At 72.9% G+C, this 14,683-nt stretch carries 14 protein-coding genes; 3 read left to right on the top strand and 11 right to left on the bottom strand.

The window, feature by feature from the left end; translation table 11 throughout:
* Window positions 1-43: 43 nt before the first annotated feature.
* From ABD369_RS04985 to ABD369_RS04940, 10 genes are all read right to left on the bottom strand, one after another.
* Window positions 44-1,474, bottom strand: a complete 1,431-nt coding sequence (locus ABD369_RS04985; RefSeq protein WP_344634953.1) for a hypothetical protein — start codon at window positions 1,472-1,474, stop codon at window positions 44-46.
* Window positions 1,475-1,691: 217 nt separating this feature from the next.
* Window positions 1,692-2,477, bottom strand: a complete 786-nt coding sequence (locus ABD369_RS04980) for a hypothetical protein (RefSeq protein WP_344634952.1) — start codon at window positions 2,475-2,477, stop codon at window positions 1,692-1,694.
* A 177-nt stretch (window positions 2,478-2,654) separates the two neighbouring features.
* Window positions 2,655-3,443: a type III pantothenate kinase gene (locus ABD369_RS04975; RefSeq protein ID WP_344634951.1), complete on the bottom strand. Its 789-nt coding sequence runs from the start codon at window positions 3,441-3,443 to the stop codon at window positions 2,655-2,657.
* Between the two features lie 27 nt (window positions 3,444-3,470).
* Window positions 3,471-4,439 carry a carboxylating nicotinate-nucleotide diphosphorylase gene (gene nadC, locus ABD369_RS04970; RefSeq protein WP_344634950.1) on the bottom strand — a complete coding sequence of 323 codons (969 nt, stop codon included), beginning with the start codon at window positions 4,437-4,439 and terminating at the stop codon, window positions 3,471-3,473.
* A 126-nt stretch (window positions 4,440-4,565) separates the two neighbouring features.
* Window positions 4,566-6,242, bottom strand: a complete 1,677-nt coding sequence (locus ABD369_RS04965) for an L-aspartate oxidase (RefSeq protein WP_344634949.1) — start codon at window positions 6,240-6,242, stop codon at window positions 4,566-4,568.
* Between the two features lie 17 nt (window positions 6,243-6,259).
* Window positions 6,260-6,733, bottom strand: a complete 474-nt coding sequence (gene panD, locus ABD369_RS04960) for an aspartate 1-decarboxylase (RefSeq protein WP_344634948.1) — start codon at window positions 6,731-6,733, stop codon at window positions 6,260-6,262.
* Between the two features lie 94 nt (window positions 6,734-6,827).
* Complete coding sequence (gene panC, locus ABD369_RS04955) at window positions 6,828-7,736, bottom strand: pantoate--beta-alanine ligase (protein ID WP_344634947.1); 909 nt, start codon at window positions 7,734-7,736, stop codon at window positions 6,828-6,830.
* The gene (locus ABD369_RS04950; RefSeq protein ID WP_344635101.1) at window positions 7,736-8,650 is read right to left on the bottom strand and encodes a Rossmann-like and DUF2520 domain-containing protein; all 915 of its coding nucleotides are present in this window, start codon (window positions 8,648-8,650) and stop codon (window positions 7,736-7,738) included. Before ABD369_RS04950 ends, panC begins: the two co-directional genes overlap by 1 nt.
* Window positions 8,651-8,807: 157 nt before the next feature.
* Window positions 8,808-9,497 carry a response regulator transcription factor gene (locus tag ABD369_RS04945; RefSeq protein ID WP_344634946.1) on the bottom strand — a complete coding sequence of 230 codons (690 nt, stop codon included), beginning with the start codon at window positions 9,495-9,497 and terminating at the stop codon, window positions 8,808-8,810.
* A gap of 61 nt (window positions 9,498-9,558) precedes the next feature.
* Window positions 9,559-10,746, bottom strand: coding sequence for a sensor histidine kinase (locus tag ABD369_RS04940; protein WP_344634945.1), 1,188 nt, complete (start codon window positions 10,744-10,746; stop codon window positions 9,559-9,561).
* Between the two features lie 105 nt (window positions 10,747-10,851).
* Here ABD369_RS04940 and ABD369_RS04935 point away from each other — a divergent pair, with 105 nt between their 5' ends.
* On the top strand, window positions 10,852-11,859 hold the full coding sequence (locus tag ABD369_RS04935) for an SAM-dependent methyltransferase (RefSeq protein WP_344634944.1): 1,008 nt from the start codon (window positions 10,852-10,854) through the stop codon (window positions 11,857-11,859).
* A gap of 10 nt (window positions 11,860-11,869) precedes the next feature.
* Window positions 11,870-13,033 (top strand): NADH-quinone oxidoreductase subunit D, encoded by a 1,164-nt coding sequence (locus tag ABD369_RS04930; RefSeq protein ID WP_344634943.1) that lies wholly within the window; start codon window positions 11,870-11,872, stop codon window positions 13,031-13,033.
* 134 nt (window positions 13,034-13,167) lie between these two features.
* On the opposite strand, the gene ABD369_RS04925 is transcribed toward ABD369_RS04930, so the two are convergent.
* A complete protein-coding gene (locus tag ABD369_RS04925; protein ID WP_425557533.1) occupies window positions 13,168-14,094 on the bottom strand; it encodes a DUF3109 family protein in 927 nt (308 codons plus the stop codon).
* A 187-nt stretch (window positions 14,095-14,281) separates the two neighbouring features.
* Between ABD369_RS04925 and ABD369_RS04920 the strand changes: the two genes are divergently transcribed.
* Complete coding sequence (locus tag ABD369_RS04920; RefSeq protein WP_344634942.1) at window positions 14,282-14,641, top strand: WXG100 family type VII secretion target; 360 nt, start codon at window positions 14,282-14,284, stop codon at window positions 14,639-14,641.
* The last annotated feature ends 42 nt before the right edge of the window (window positions 14,642-14,683 follow it).

The following is a 14,683-nucleotide window of genomic DNA, read 5'->3' as shown; positions in this document are numbered from 1 at the left end:
GTCGGCTCCGGGCGGGCGCGGGGAAGGCGGGCGGCCCCGGGTGCTACGAGCCGATGGTGACCGTGGTCAGGTTGTCGCGCGGGTTCGGGTCGAAGGGCTTGACGGCGAAGGGCTTCTTCTCGATGTAGCTCCCCTGGTCCTGGAGCGAGACCGGAACCGGGACCTTGCCGGTGCCCGGGTCGAGTGCCAGCCCGAAGTCGAAGAGGTGCCTGCTCCCGGAGGCCAGCCACAGGCCGGTGCCGCAGCTGTAGTGGTTCGATGCCTTGACCAGCTGCTGGCAGCCTGCCGGGACCTTGGTGACGGTGACGCCCTTGGGCAGGGCCACGTCCACGAAGGTCTCGCCCTCGCCACCGCTGCGGAAGTCATTGAAGGAGGCGGGCCCGCGGTTGGACAGGCCGACCTGGAGGGTGCCGGCCTTCTTGGTGGCATCGGCCTTCCAGTGGGCCACCGCCTGGAAGTCGGCGGTGTTGGCGGTGTGGGCGTCCAGGCTCACGTAGGCGTCGGAGGGGTTGACGTCGGTGACCGGCCCGGCGGCGGGAGCGGGGTGCCCGGGCCCGCCTTCGACGGTGAGCAGCGGCCCCTTCCCCCGGACCAGCCGGTAGTCCTGGCGGATGCGCTTCACCGCGTCGCTCTCGCCGGGGGCGACCTGGATGTCCATGGAGTCCGCCAGCGCGGTGCGCCCGGCAGTGAAGGTGACGGGGTCAAGGTGCGCGCTCTGGCCGGGGGCGAGCGCGGTGTCGACGGTGCAGACCGCGGCGTGGAAGGTGGCCGGACCGCGGTCGGCCTCGATCCGGTCGCCGTACTCGCAGTTGCCGTACTTCGGGAACAGCAGACCGGTGGTCGCGGTGAAGACCACCACCAGGCGGGGTGCGGTGAGCTGGCCCTGGTTGGCGACCCGCAGGTCGCGGGTGAAGGTCCCGTTGACCTTCAGGTCGGGCTGCCCCTCGACCGGCTGGAGCTTCAGGTCGGTGCCGCCGATGACGACACGGGTGAGGGCCGCGGAACTGGTGCCGTCCGCGGTGGTCTCGGTGACCGCGAGCGAGCCCGAGGTTCCGATGGGGGCGCCCTTGGCGGTGGTGAGGTTCACGGTGAGGCCGAGCCCGCCGCCGGGACCCCACCAGGGGAGGCTTTCGACGTCGCAGGTGAAGACCCGGCCGGTGGCGGTGCAGGACGACGGTCCGGCGTCGAGCGAGGCGAAGTCGGCGACGCCGGCCAGCTGGGTCGTGTCGATGGTCAGCCGGGTCCGGTCGGGAGCGGCGGCGCCGGTCCTGGTGAGGGTGAGCTGCAGTCGCACCTGGGGCGCGGAGTCGTCGTCCGCCGCCACCGGGCGGAGCGCCAGCGAGGAGGGTGCGCCGAGCTTCAGCGTCGGCGTCGGCGTGGTCGCCGCGCCGGCCGGCCCGGCCGAGGTGGTGAGCGCGGCGATCGCCGCCGCCGTGGCCAGAGTTCCCGAGCGCAGTACACGAGTGGTCCGCACGATGGCCCTTCGATGGTCCGGGTGTCGAGATTTCGTGCAGAACATAGGGCGGTGCCGGAGGCGGTGCCGGGAAATCAATCGGACAGTTCGGGACAGGTGCGTCGGTTATGGCGACGGAATTTGCCAAGACTTGATCAGGTGTTCCTGATTCACCATCAGGGAGTCGACAAGTCGATGGGGGAGGCCGACCGGAGCGGCCTCCCCCCTGGCGGACGGATCAACCGGTGCCGGTGGCGAGTTCGACGTCCTCGTCGGCGGGGAGCGGGGGCTGCGGCTGGGTCTGCGGCCGGGGCCGGCGGCCGAACAGCTCGGCGGGGGTGGGCATCCGGCGATCCTGGTGGGCCTGCGTCTTCTGTGTTTTCTGCGCTTTCTGCGGCTGGTGGGCCTTCTGTGGCTGGTGGGCGCGGTCGGTGGCGGGGGAGGCCTTCGGGGTGGGGGCACCGGCGGCGTTGCTCATCGGGATCCGTCCTCCAACTGGGATGGGGGTCACTGACACGGCGGGGGTTGGCTCGGCGGCCGGGCTCGGCACGGCCATGAGGTGGCGCTGGCCGGAGCCGAGTGCGAGGCGCTCGCGGACCTCGGCCTCGGCGATGGCGTGGCAGCGGCCGGAGAGCCGGGAGCGGCGAGAGCGTTCGGCGCTGCCGCAGGGCAGCCGGGAGAGCGAGCGCAGGGCGGTCAGGTCCTCGGGAGTCGGGAGGTAGCCGTCGCAGACGGCCCCCTCCAGGCGTTCCAGGTAGCCGGAGGCACTGCCGGGGAGTGCGGCGCGGTAGCGGGCCAGATCGGCCAGCAGGAAGGCGCGTAGCCTGCCGCCCTCCCTGACCGCCTCGTCGACCGCTTCGGCGAGGCGCAGTGCCTCCTGGACGTCCTCGGCCCACAGTTCCCCGAGCGGGGTCGGGTGCGGCGAGTGGGCCGGGTGGAGGGCTTGGGCGAGGGCGCGGCGCAGCACGCGGACTTCATCGGCGCTGAAGGCCATGCCGCCGCGCGACCCGTGTGGCGTAGGCATGGCTTGACATTACGTGGCGTACGTCTGATTTATGACGATTGATGTCGTGTCTGTACCGATTGGCCTATCTGGTGCTCATCTGACACGTGATCGGCACGCCGGCCTGCCGGTGCGGGGTCGCACCGCGGCGCCGCCGGACCGGCGGGCCGAGGTCGTGCCGTCGCGCCAACTCGGCGGTCAGCTGGGCCGGTTGCGGTCGTAGACCAGGCGCAGGCCGATCAGGGTGAGCCAGGGCTCGTGCACGTCGATCGCGGTGGCCTCGCCGAGGACCAGCGGGGCGAGCCCGCCGGTGGCGATCACCTGGACGTCCTCGGGGTCCTTGGCGAGCTCCTTGGCCATCCGCTCGACCAGGCCGTCCACCTGGCCCGCGAAGCCGTACAGGATGCCGGACTGCATGCCCTCGACGGTGTTCTTGCCGATCACGTTGCGGGGGCGGGCCAGCTCGATCTTGCGCAGCTGGGCGCCCCGGACACCGAGGGCCTCCACCGAGATCTCGATGCCGGGGGCGATCGCGCCGCCGACGTAGTCGCCGCGCTCGTTGATGGCGTCGAAGGTGGTGGCGGTGCCGAAGTCCACCACGATGCACGGCCCGCCGTACAGGTGGTTGGCGGCCAGCGCGTTGACGATCCGGTCGGCGCCGACCTCCTTGGGGTTGTCCATCAGGACGTGCACCCCGGTCTTCACCCCCGGCTCCACGATCACCGCGGGGACGTCGCCGTAGTAGCGGCGGGTCACCTCGCGGAGCTCGTGGAGCACGGCGGGCACCGAGGAGCAGATCGCCAGGCCCTCCACCCGGTCAGCGGCCTCGACGATGGGGTGCGAGCCCATCAGGCCCTGCATCAGCACGGCCAGTTCGTCCGCCGTGCGGCGCGGATCGGTGGAGATCCGCCAGTGCTCGACGATCTCCTCACCGTCGAACAGGCCGAGCGTGGTCTGGGTGTTGCCGACGTCGATGGTGAGGAGCATGAGGCGCTTTCTGTGAGGAAAGGGGGATCAGGCGCGGAGGTCCAGGCCGATGTCCAGGATCGGCGAGGAGTGCGTCAGAGCCCCGACGGCGAGGTAGTCGACACCAGTTTCGGCGACCTCGCGCGCGGTGGCCAGAGTCAGGCCGCCGGAAGCCTCCAGCCTGGCCCGTCCCGCCACCAGTGCGACGGCCTCCTTCAGCTGGTCGACCGAGAAGTTGTCCAGCAGGATCAGGTCCGCCCCGGCCTCCAGCACCGGCGGGATCTGCTCCAGGGTGTCCACCTCGACCTCGACCGGCAGCTCGGGGTACGCCGCGCGCACCGCGCGGAACGCCTCGGCCACTCCGCCCGCGGCCACCACGTGGTTGTCCTTCACCAGCGCGGCGTCCGAGAGCGCCATCCGGTGGTTGGCGCCGCCGCCGCAGCGGACCGCGAACTTCTCCAGCGAGCGCAGGCCCGGCGTGGTCTTACGGGTGTCCCGGACGGTGGCGCCGGTGCCCGCGAGGGCGTCCGCCCAGGCGCGGGTCGCGGTGGCGATACCGGACAGGTGGCAGAGCAGGTTGAGCGCGCTGCGCTCGGCGGTCAGCAGGTCGCGGGTACGGCTGCGGACCGAGAGGAGCACCTGGCCGGCCTCGACCCGGGCGCCGTCCTCGACGTGCCGCTCGACCTCGAACTCCTCCTCGCAGACCAGCGAGAGCACGGCCTCGGCGACCCGAAGACCCGCCACCACACCAGCCTGGCGGGCGGTGAAGTCGGCGGTGGCGACGGCGTCCGCCGGGACGGTCGCGACCGAGGTCACGTCCTCGCCGCCGGCCAGGTCCTCGGCCAGGGCCAGGGTGGCGATGTCCTCGATCTCGACCGGGTCCAGGCCGGCCGCCTCGAGCAGCTCGGCCAGCGCCGGGTCGAGCCCGGTCTCGTACGCCTCGCCGTCCCCGCAGGCGCAGCCGTCGCCGCAGCCGCCGGAGGAGGCCAGCGGGAGTTCCTCGTGGGAGTGGGTCATCAGTTGCTCCTTGCGTACCCCGGCGGCGCCGGGAGTCTCGGGCTGGACGTTCCAACCGGACGTGCTGGGTTGCGCTTCGGCCGGTGCCGCCGGGCCCGGTCGCTCGAGCGGCCGGGCCCGGCGCGGTTACCGGTCGGCCGAAGCGGCGACGGGGGTTCCGGTTTCGGGGGTGAGGGTGGTGACCAGGTGGCGCTGCCAGGCGGCGTCGTCGCGCTCGGGGAAGTCCTCGCGCCAGTGGCAGCCCCTGGTCTCCTCGCGCCGTGCGGCGGCCGCCACCAGCGCCGAGGCCACCAGGTGCAGGTTGGCGGCCTCCCAGGTCTCCACCCGGGGGTCGGCCGGCTTGTCCTCGGCGACGTGCGCCCGTGCCTGCTCGGCGAGCCCGGCCAGTCCGGTGGCGGCCTTGGCCATCGACTCGGCCGAGCGCAGCACGCCCGCGCCGCGCGACATCAGCCGCTGGATCTCGGCTCGCGCCTCGGGCGCCGGCAGCGGTACGGCGTGCGCCGCCCGGGCGGCTGCCACGTCCACCGTCCGCTCGGGCAGTTCGCCCGCGCGGTGCAGCTCGTCGAGGTCGGCGGCGATCCGCTCGGCGAAGACCAGGCCTTCGAGCAGCGAGTTGGAGGCCAGCCGGTTGGCGCCGTGCACCCCGGTGCAGGCGACCTCGCCGCAGGCGTACAGGCCGGGCACGGTGGTCCGGCCGCGCAGGTCGGTGCGGACGCCGCCGGAGGCGTAGTGGGCGGCCGGGGCGACCGGGATCAGCTCGGTCACCGGGTCGATGCCGTGCGTGCGGCAGGAGGCCAGGATGGTCGGGAAACGGGTCTCCCACATCTCGGCGCCGAAGTGCCGCCCGTCCAGGTACATGTGCTCGGTGCCCTTGAGCTGCATCTGCCGGGTGATCGCCTTGGCGACGATGTCCCGCGGCGCGAGCTCGTTCAGCTCGTGCTGCCCGACCATGAAGCGGTTGCCGTCCGCGTCCACCAGGTACGCGCCCTCGCCCCGGACCGCCTCGGAGACCAGCGGCTGCTGGCCCTCGGCCTCCGGGCCGAGCCAGAGCACGGTCGGGTGGAACTGGACGAACTCCAGGTCGGTCACCTCGGCCCCGGCGCGCAGCGCCAGCGCGACGCCGTCGCCGGTGGAGACCGCCGGGTTGGTGGTGGCCGAGAAGACCTGGCCCATGCCGCCGGTGGCCAGCACCACCGCGCGGGCCTTGATCGCACCGACGCCGTCCAGCCGGCCCTCGCCCATCACGTGCAGGGTCAGCCCGGCCGCGCGGCCCTCGGAGTCGGTGAGCAGGTCGAGCACCAGCGCGTGCTGGATCAGCTCGATGCCCGGGTCGTCACGCACGGCCGCCACCAGCGCACGGGAGATCTCCGCGCCGGTGGCGTCGCCGCCCGCGTGCGCGATCCGGCGGCGGTGGTGGCCGCCCTCGCGGGTCAGCAGGATCCCGCCCTCGGCGTCCAGGTCGAATGCCGCGCCGACCCCGATCAGCCGGCGGACCGCGTCCGGGCCCTCGGTGACCAGGGTGCGCACGGCCTCGGTGTCGCAGAGCCCGGCACCGGCGACCAGGGTGTCGTCCAGGTGCTGCTCGGGGGTGTCGCCCTCGCCCAGGGCGGCGGCTATGCCGCCCTGGGCCCAGCGCGTGGATCCGTCGTCCAGCATCGCCTTGGTGACCACCGTGGCCCGCAGGCCGGCCTTCCGGACGTTGAGCGCGACGGTCAGCCCGGCCACGCCCGAGCCGACCACGACGACGTCGGTGGTCGAGGTCCAGCCGGGAGCGGGGGCGGTCAGACGATGAGAGACGGGCATGGCGAACAGTTGCTCCTTCAGTGCGCGGCGGCCGCGCGGTCGGCCCCACCGTACGCGCCCTCGGCCCTGGCGGCCGGGGGTGCCCCCAGGTCGCCGCGGACCAGGCCGGAGCCCTCCGGGGCCTCGGCGGCGTCCGAGCCGAAACCGGTGATCTTGTTGTCGCCGTCCACGAAGACGACCTTGGGCTGGTAGGCCTTGGCCTCGGCGGTCTCCATCTGCCCGTAGGCGATCAGGATCACCAGGTCGCCCGGGTGGACCAGGCGGGCCGCGGCGCCGTTGATGCCGATCACGCCCGAGCCGCGCGGGCCCGCGATGGTGTACGTCTCCAGGCGGGCGCCGTTGTTGATGTCCACGATGTGGACCAGCTCGCCGGGGAGCAGGTCGGCGGCGTCGAGCAGGTCCTCGTCGACCGTCACCGAACCGACGTAGTGCAGGTCGGCCTGGGTGACGGTGGCGCGGTGGATCTTCGACTTGAGCATGGTGCGGAGCATGGGGTCACGCCTCCAGAGGTGAGTGCATGCCAGTGGTTGCTTCGATAACCGGGCAGTCCGTTACCGGACGGTTCCGTGCCGGCAGCCCATCCGCCTAGCGGCAGATGAGGTGGACGTTGTCGATCAGGCGGGTCGAGCCCACCTTCGCGGCGACGGCCAGCACAGCCTCGCCCTGAAAGTCGTCCGGGGCCTCGGTGAAGGCGTCCGGGTCGATCAGGGCGAGGTAGTCAAGGGTGACGCCGTCGGCGCCGTCGAGGACGGCGGCCGCCGCCTCGCGCACCGCCTTCGGGCCCTTCGCGGCCGCGTCACGGCCGGCGAACAGCGCCCGGGAGAGGGCGAGCGCCTGGGTGCGCTCGGTCTCGGAGAGGTAGCGGTTGCGGGAGGACATGGCCAGGCCGTCCTCCTCGCGCAGGGTCGGCACGCCGATGACCTCGACGTCGAAGTCCAGGTCGGCGACCATCCGCCGGACGATCGCCAGCTGCTGGGCGTCCTTCTCGCCGAAGAAGGCGAAGTCCGGGTCGGTGATGTGCAGCAGCTTGGCCACCACGGTCAGCACACCGTCGAAGTGCCCGGGGCGGGAGGTGCCCTCGAAGCCCTCGCCCATCGGACCCGCGCTCAGGCGCACCTGCGGCTCGCCGTTCGGGTAGACCTCCTCCATCGACGGGGCGAAGACCACGTCGGCGCCGTTGGCCTCGGCCAGCTTCACGTCCTCGGCCAGCGTGCGCGGGTAGCGGTCCAGGTCCTCGCCCGCGCCGAACTGCAGCGGGTTCACGAAGACCGTCACCGCGACCCGGCCGTCGTGGCCGACCTGCTTGCGGGCCGCCCGGATCAGCGAGGCGTGGCCCTCGTGGAGCGCGCCCATGGTCATCACCACGGCGTTGTCCACCGGCTGCTCGTCCGGCCAGAACGCGGCCTCGAAGTCGGCCACCGTGTGGGTCAGCTCCACCTTGCGGGCCTTCGGGGCCTTGGCCTGCTGCTTGCCTCGCTGGTACTTGCCCGCCATCAGTGTGTCTCCTCGTTCAGTACGTCCAGCAGCGCCGCCGCCGCTTCTTCCTTGAGTGAACCGTTGCGGACCGCCCGCTGCGCCGTGGCCCGGGCCATCGCGCGGTACGCCTGCTCGATGTCCGGGGCGGCGGTGCGGAGCTGGCCCAGGTGCCGGTTCACCGTGCCCGTGTCGCCCCGGGCGACCGGGCCGGTGAGGGCCGCGTCGCCGGAGCGCAGTGCGTTGTCGAGTGCCGCGCCCAGCAGCGGGCCCAGCATCTGCCCGGGAGCGGCGACACCCGCCGTGTGCAGCAGCTCCAGGGCCTGCGCGACCAGGGTGACCAGGTGGTTCGCCCCGTGTGCCAGTGCCGTGTGGTAGAGCGGGCGGACCTCCTCGGGGATCCAGGACGGCTCGCCACCCATCTCCACCACCAGGGCCTCCGCCACCGGCCGCAGCTCCTCGGGCGCGGTCACCCCGAACGGGCAGCCGGCCAGGCGGTCCAGGTCGACGGAGGTGCCGGTGAAGGTCATCGCCGGGTGCAGCGCCAGGGGCAGCGCGCCGGCTCTGGTCGCGGGCTCCAGCACCGCGACACCGTGCGCCCCCGAGGTGTGGACGACTATCTGCCCGGGACGTACCGCGCCGGTCGCGGCCAGGCCGGCCACCAGCTCGGCCAGTGCGTCGTCAGGGACGGTCAGCAGCACCAGGTCGGCGGCGGCCATCACCTGAGGGGGGCTCACCAGCCGTACGCCGGGCAGCATGGCCTCGGCGCGCCGCCTGGACGCCGTCGACACCCCCGAGGCCGCCACCACCCGGTGGCCGGCCAGCTGCAGGGCGGCCCCCAGGGCCGGGCCCACGCGGCCGGTGCCGACCACGCCGACGGCCAGCCGCGCAGGGCGGTTGCCGGGGTCGGAAGGGTCGCCGAAGGGGTCGGTCAGAACACCGAAGTCTGCGTGGTCGGACGTGCTCACGGCTCGGCCTTCGTCCTAACTCTCCGTTCCGGTCCTCCGTGGGTACCAGACGTACCGACCCATTCTACGGGCGGCTCCCGGGGAACCCTTCAGGGACGGCGGCCCCGGCCCCGGGGCCGCCCGGTCAGTCGGTGGAGCCCGCGCGGATGAGGCCGGCCTCGTAGGCGAGGACGACGGCCTGGACGCGGTCGCGGAGGCTGAGCTTGGCGAGGATGCGGCCGACGTGGGTCTTGACGGTGGCCTCGGAGAGGATCAGCCTGGCGGCGATCTCGCCGTTGGACAGGCCCTGGGCGACCAGCAGGAAGACCTCGCGTTCGCGGTCGGTGAGCGGGGCCAGCACGGTCGCGCCGGGTGCGGTCCGCGGGTTGGGCAGGACCTCCGCGAAACGGTCGATCATGCGGCGGGTGGTGGTCGGCGCGACGACCGCGTCCCCGCCGTACACCGCCCGGATCGCCGCGACCAGCTCGGTCGGCGGCACGTCCTTGAGCAGGAACCCGCTCGCCCCGGCCTTGAGCGCGGCGAAGGCGTACTCGTCCAGGTCGAAGGTGGTCAGGATGAGCACGTGCGGCGCACCCGGCAGCGGGGTGCCGTCGGCGTCGAGGCAGATCCGGCGGGTGGCCTGGACGCCGTCCAGCCGGGGCATCCGGACGTCCATCAGGATCACGTCGACCGGTGTGGTCTCCAGGATCGCCAGGGCCTGCTGGCCGTCGCCCGCCTCGGCGGCGATCTCGATGTCGCCCTGGGACTGCAGGATCATCCGGAAGCCCGTGCGGAGCAGCTCCTGGTCGTCCACCAGCATCACCCGGATGGTCAATGTCACTCCTGTTGTCGCCGTGGTCGGGGGTCCAGCGGGCCGGGGGTCCGGTGCGAGGACGTTACTTGGCGGTCCTGAGCGGGAGTACCGCCCGGATCCGGAAGCCGCCGCCGGGGCGGGGGCCGATGTCGAGACTGCCGCTGACCATGCCGACCCGTTCGCGCATGCCGATCAGACCGTGGCCCTGTCCGTCGGCTCCGCCGGCGGCCAGCTGCTCGGCGGTGGTGCCGCGGCCGTCGTCCTCGATCAGCACCTCCAGGTCGTGGTCGCGGAAGTCCATCGCGACCTTGGCCCGGGCGTCGGGGCCGCCGTGCTTGCGGACGTTGGTCAGCGCCTCCTGGACGATCCGGTAGACCGTGAGCTCGACGCCGCGCGGCAGGTCGGTGGGCTCGCCGGTGCGGGTGTACTCGACCGGCAGACCGGCGGTGCGCACCTGCTCCAGCAGCTCCGGCAGCTCCTCCACGCCGGGCTGCGGCACGTACTCCTCCGCCGTGTCGGAGGTGCGCAGCACGCCGAGCAGGCGGCGCATCTCGACCAGGGCCTGCCGTCCGGTGCTGGCGATGGTGCCCAGCGCCTCCTTGGCCTGCTCCGGCGAGTGGTCCAGGACGTACGCGGCGCCGTCGGCCTGGACGATCATCACCGAGACGTTGTGGGCGACCACGTCGTGCAGCTCGCGGGCGATCCGGGCGCGTTCGGCGGCGACCGCGACCTTGGCCTGGGCGTCCCGCTCGCGCTCCAGCCGGGCGGCCCGGTCCTCCAGCTCGATCAGGTAGGCGCGCCGGACCCTGGTCAGCCGGCCCCAGGCCCAGCAGAGGATGAAGGGGGTGGCCATCAGCCCGGCGAGGAAGATCACCCGAAGCCAGTTGAGGACCTCGTGCGGGCCCTGGTCGAACCGCCAGAGCGTCAGCGGCCCGGCCAGCACCCCGCCGGTCAGCGCCAGGCGCGAGATCCACTCGGTGCCGAAGGCCGCGCCGGTGTAGGCGAAGACCAGGTACGCGACGCTGGAGGCGTTCGGCGGGATGTCGAGCGCGACCTGGATCAGCCCGAGGGCGACGGCGGTGACGGTGGTGAGGTTCGGACGGCTCCGCCGGAAGACCATCAGCAGCGGGAGCAGCACGGCCATCAGCACGCCGCCCGCCGTCCGAGCCTGCTCGACGGCCGAGAGCAGGCCGATGAGGAAGACCGGCAGCGCCCAGACGGAGTCCACCGCCATCGGGTGTCGTCGGAGCCAGGCGTTGAGTCGATGCACGTCTCCAGCCTAGGCAGCGGGTCCACCTGCTCAGGTCAGCCGTAGGAGCGATCCTGTCTACTCCGCAGGGTGGAGATGCCCCCTACCGGCGGTAACGTCCCCCACATGAGTTGGATGCGGTGGCGGCCCGCCATGGACCGGGCCCTCTACGGCGAGAGCGGCGGCTTCTACCGCAGGCCGGAGGGCCCGGCCGGGCACTTCAGGACCTCCGTGCACGCATCGCCTCGGTATGCCGGGGCGGTCGCCCGCCTTCTCCAGGAGGTGGACGAGGCCCTCCGCCGTCCGGCGGAGCTGGCCCTGATCGACGTCGGGGCCGGGCGCGGCGAACTGCTCACCGGAGTGCTCGCGGCCGTCGAACCGGCGCTGGCCGGACGGCTGCGTCCGTACGCGGTGGAGCTCGCCGACCGGCCCGCCGGGCTGCCCGGGTCGGTGGTGTGGACGGACCGGGTGCCGCAGGGCGTCAGCGGCCTGCTGTTCGCCAACGAGTGGCTGGACAACGTGCCGCTGGACGTCGCCGAGGTGGACGAGCACGGGGTGCTGCGCTACGTCGAGGTCGCGCCGGACGGCGAGGAGCGCCTGGGCGGGGAGCTGGACGAGGCCGACGCCCGTTGGGCGGCCGACTGGTGGCCGGCCGGGGAGCCCGGCGAGCGGGTGGAGCTGGGCACCGGCCGGGACGCGGCCTGGGCAGCGGCGGTCGGCGCGCTGTCGAGCGGGCTCGCGGTCGCCGTGGACTACGCGCACGCCCGGGCCGGGCGGCCGCCGTTCGGTACGCTGACCGGCTTCCGGGCGGGCCGCGAGGTGCCGCCGGTGCCCGACGGCTCCTGCGACATCACCGCGCACGTGGCCCTGGACTCGGCTGCGGTGCCCGGTCTCCACAGCCTGTGGACGACGCAGCGGGATGCCTTGCGGGCCCTCGGTGTCAGCGGCACCCGCCCGCCGCTCTCGCTCGCCGCGAGCGACCCGGCGGAGTACCTGCGCGCCCTGGGCCGCGCGGGGGAGGCCGCCGAACTCACCGACCCCGCCGGCCTGGGCGGCTTCGGCTGGCTGGTCCAGGCCGTCCGGATGCCGGAACCGTCGGGCCTGGCGGGCCTGGGTACCTGGCGGACTAGGTAGCCTCTGTGCCATGAGGGAGACCACGGTCGGCATCGGCGCAGGCGCGCAAGAGCTCACGGGCGAGCTGGGCACCAGCGACATGGTGCTCAACATCGGCCCGCAGCACCCGTCCACCCACGGTGTGCTGCGCCTGAAGCTGGTGCTGGACGGTGAGCGGATCGTCTCCGCCGAGCCGATCATCGGCTACATGCACCGGGGCGCGGAGAAGCTCTTCGAGGCCCGGGACTACCGGCAGATCATCATGCTGGCCAACCGGCACGACTGGCTCTCCGCCTTCTCCAACGAGCTGGGTGTGGTGCTCGCCGTCGAGCGGATGCTCGGCATGGAGGTCCCAGAGCGGGCGGTGTGGATCCGCACCCTGCTCGCCGAGCTCAACCGGGTCCTCAACCACCTGATGTTCCTCGGCTCGTACCCGCTGGAACTCGGCGGCATCACCCCGATCTTCCACGCCTTCCACGGCCGCGAGGAGCTCCAGCACGTGCTGGAGGAGGCCAGCGGCGGCCGGATGCACTACATGTTCAACCGGGTCGGCGGCCTGAAGGAGGACCTGCCGGCCGGGTGGCTGGGGCGGGTGCGCGCGGCGGTCGCGACGGTCCGCTCGCAGCTGACGGTCTTCGAGGACCTGGTGCTCGGCAACGAGATCTTCCGCGGCCGTACCGCCGGGGTCGGCGCGCTCTCGCGCGAGCACGTCCACGCGTACGGGGTCAGCGGACCGATCGCGCGGGCCAGCGGGGTCGACTTCGACCTGCGGCGGGACGAGCCCTACCTCGCGTACGGCGAGCTGCAGGACGTGCTCACCGTGGTCACCCGGGAGGAGGGCGACTGCCTGGCGCGCTTCGAGTGCCTGCTGGAGCAGACCGCCAACTCGCTGGAGCTCGCCGAGGCCTGCCTCGACCGGCTCGCGCAGTTCGCCCCGGGGCCGGTCAACCTGCGACTGCCCAAGGTGCTCAAGGCGCCGGAGGGGACCACGTACGCGTGGACCGAGAACCCGCTCGGGATCAACGGGTACTACCTGGTGTCGCGCGGCGAGAAGACGCCCTGGCGGCTCAAGCTGCGGTCGGCCTCCTACAACAACATCCAGGCGCTCACCGAGCTGCTGCCGGGGACGCTGGTGGCGGACATGGTGGCGATCCTGGGCTCGATGTTCTTCGTGGTCGGCGACATCGACAAGTAGCGGCTCGAATCCGCTCACGGCCCCGGCCGCCAGCCCGTACCGGGCGGGCGGCCGGGGCCGTGCCGTGGGCAGCCGGAATCCACCCCGGGACGCCGGCTTTCGCGGTCCGACGCAGGCGGAAGTCCCTTGAGGAGCTACCCCCGCTTGCCCTTGGGCCGCGGGTCCGCCGGGTGGGGCGCGAACTTCCGGTGGCCCTTGGCGGCGATGCGCTGTTCGCAGAGGTCGGCGAGGACCGCGTAGCCGGCCGGGCCCATCAGCTCGGTGAGCTCGGGGCGGTAGCTGATGTAGACCGGGTCGGCGCCGGTGTGGGCGTCGGGGCTGCTGGTGCACCACCAGTGCAGGTCGTGGCCGCCCGGGCCCCAGCCACGGCGGTCGTACTCGCCGATGGTGACCTGGAGGTAGCGGGTGTCGTCCGGGCGGTCGATCCAGTCGTAGGTGCGGCGGACGGGCAGCTGCCAGCAGACGTCCGGCTTGGTCTCCAGCGGCTCCTTGCCCTCCTGCAGGGCGAGGGTGTGCAGGGCGCAGCCGTGGCCGCCGGGGAAGCCCGGGCGGTTGAGGAAGATGCAGGCGCCGTCCACCCGGCGGGTCTGGCGGTCGCCGTCCTCGTCGAGCATGGTGATGCCGCCGTCGAGCTTGATCCGGCCCTTGGCGTCGGTGCCGTGCTCGTACAGCTGCCAGGTCTCGGGCGTGAGCCGGGCCGCGTGTTCGGCGATCCGCTTCTCGTCGTCCTCGTCCGAGTAGTGGGCGCCGAGCGTGCAGCAGCCGTCGGACTCGCCCCGGCCCTCGCGGATGCCCTGGCAGCCCTTGCCGAAGATGCAGGTCCAGCGGGAGGTCAGCCAGGTCAGGTCGCAGCGGAAGACCTGCTCGTCGTCGGCCGGGTCGGCGAACTCGACCCAGGCGCGCGGGAAGTCGAGCCCGACCTCGAGCGCCGGGCCCACGGTCGGCATCGGGAGGTCGACCGGCGTCGCGGACCTGGCGAGCTTGGCGTCCTTGGTCTTGGCCTCGCCGCCGCCGGCGGGGTGCTTGGTCTTCTTGGTGCTCTTGGGAGTTTCTGCTGCCACTCAGCAAGGGTATGGCCTCCGCCCGGCAAGGGGCGTGGCCCGTGCGGGGGTGTGAAGTTGAGGTGAGAAACGTCCAGAGGCGCTGCGGAGGGTTCCGATCCGGGCCCTAGGATGGCGGCGCCGCTGGGCATGTACGGGGCGGTCGGCGCGACGGTTTCGGTGGACCTGGCAGGACGGGGGAACGGCGATGGCAGCGGGTGGATCGGACCAGTTCCGGATCAAACCGTGGGAAGTGCACGGCGAGGGGCGGGAGTTCGAGCAGCTCTCCAACGATTTCGCCCGGGCCGCGCTGGCGCTGGAGCAGGGCATGGCAGGGCTCGGCAGTCCTTGGGGCAAGGACGACCCGGGCTCGGGCTTCGGCCAGGAGTACGACGAGGCGCAGCACGGAGTGCTGGCCGGTCTGAACGGCCTGGCCGACCGGCTGGCCGGGATCGGCGCCGGACTGCACACCATGGCGGACCAGGCGAGCCAGACCGAGCAGGACATCGCGGCCGACTTCAACCGGCAGCACCCCGGCGGAACCGCTGCGGGGCGGCAGGTGGTCTGAGTCCCCGAGGGGGGCATCCGCCGGTGGGCGGACCGAGCTTCA

The sequence above is a fragment of the Kitasatospora cystarginea genome (assembly GCF_039533515.1).
GTDB lineage: Bacteria > Actinomycetota > Actinomycetes > Streptomycetales > Streptomycetaceae > Kitasatospora > Kitasatospora cystarginea.
The sequence above is the reverse complement of the archived record's forward strand: the minus strand, read 5'-3'. Positions and strand labels throughout refer to the sequence as shown.

Coding starts and splice junctions, on each gene's coding strand:
- ABD369_RS04930 (WP_344634943.1), top strand. CDS start 11,870: ATGAGGGAGACCACGGTCGGCATCGGCGCAGGCGCGCAAGAGCTCACG.
- panD (WP_344634948.1), bottom strand. CDS start 6,733: ATGCTCCGCACCATGCTCAAGTCGAAGATCCACCGCGCCACCGTCACC.
- ABD369_RS04980 (WP_344634952.1), bottom strand. CDS start 2,477: ATGCCTACGCCACACGGGTCGCGCGGCGGCATGGCCTTCAGCGCCGAT.
- panC (WP_344634947.1), bottom strand. CDS start 7,736: ATGGCGGGCAAGTACCAGCGAGGCAAGCAGCAGGCCAAGGCCCCGAAG.
- ABD369_RS04965 (WP_344634949.1), bottom strand. CDS start 6,242: ATGCCCGTCTCTCATCGTCTGACCGCCCCCGCTCCCGGCTGGACCTCG.
- nadC (WP_344634950.1), bottom strand. CDS start 4,439: ATGACCCACTCCCACGAGGAACTCCCGCTGGCCTCCTCCGGCGGCTGC.
- ABD369_RS04975 (WP_344634951.1), bottom strand. CDS start 3,443: ATGCTCCTCACCATCGACGTCGGCAACACCCAGACCACGCTCGGCCTG.
- ABD369_RS04935 (WP_344634944.1), top strand. CDS start 10,852: ATGAGTTGGATGCGGTGGCGGCCCGCCATGGACCGGGCCCTCTACGGC.
- ABD369_RS04920 (WP_344634942.1), top strand. CDS start 14,282: ATGGCAGCGGGTGGATCGGACCAGTTCCGGATCAAACCGTGGGAAGTG.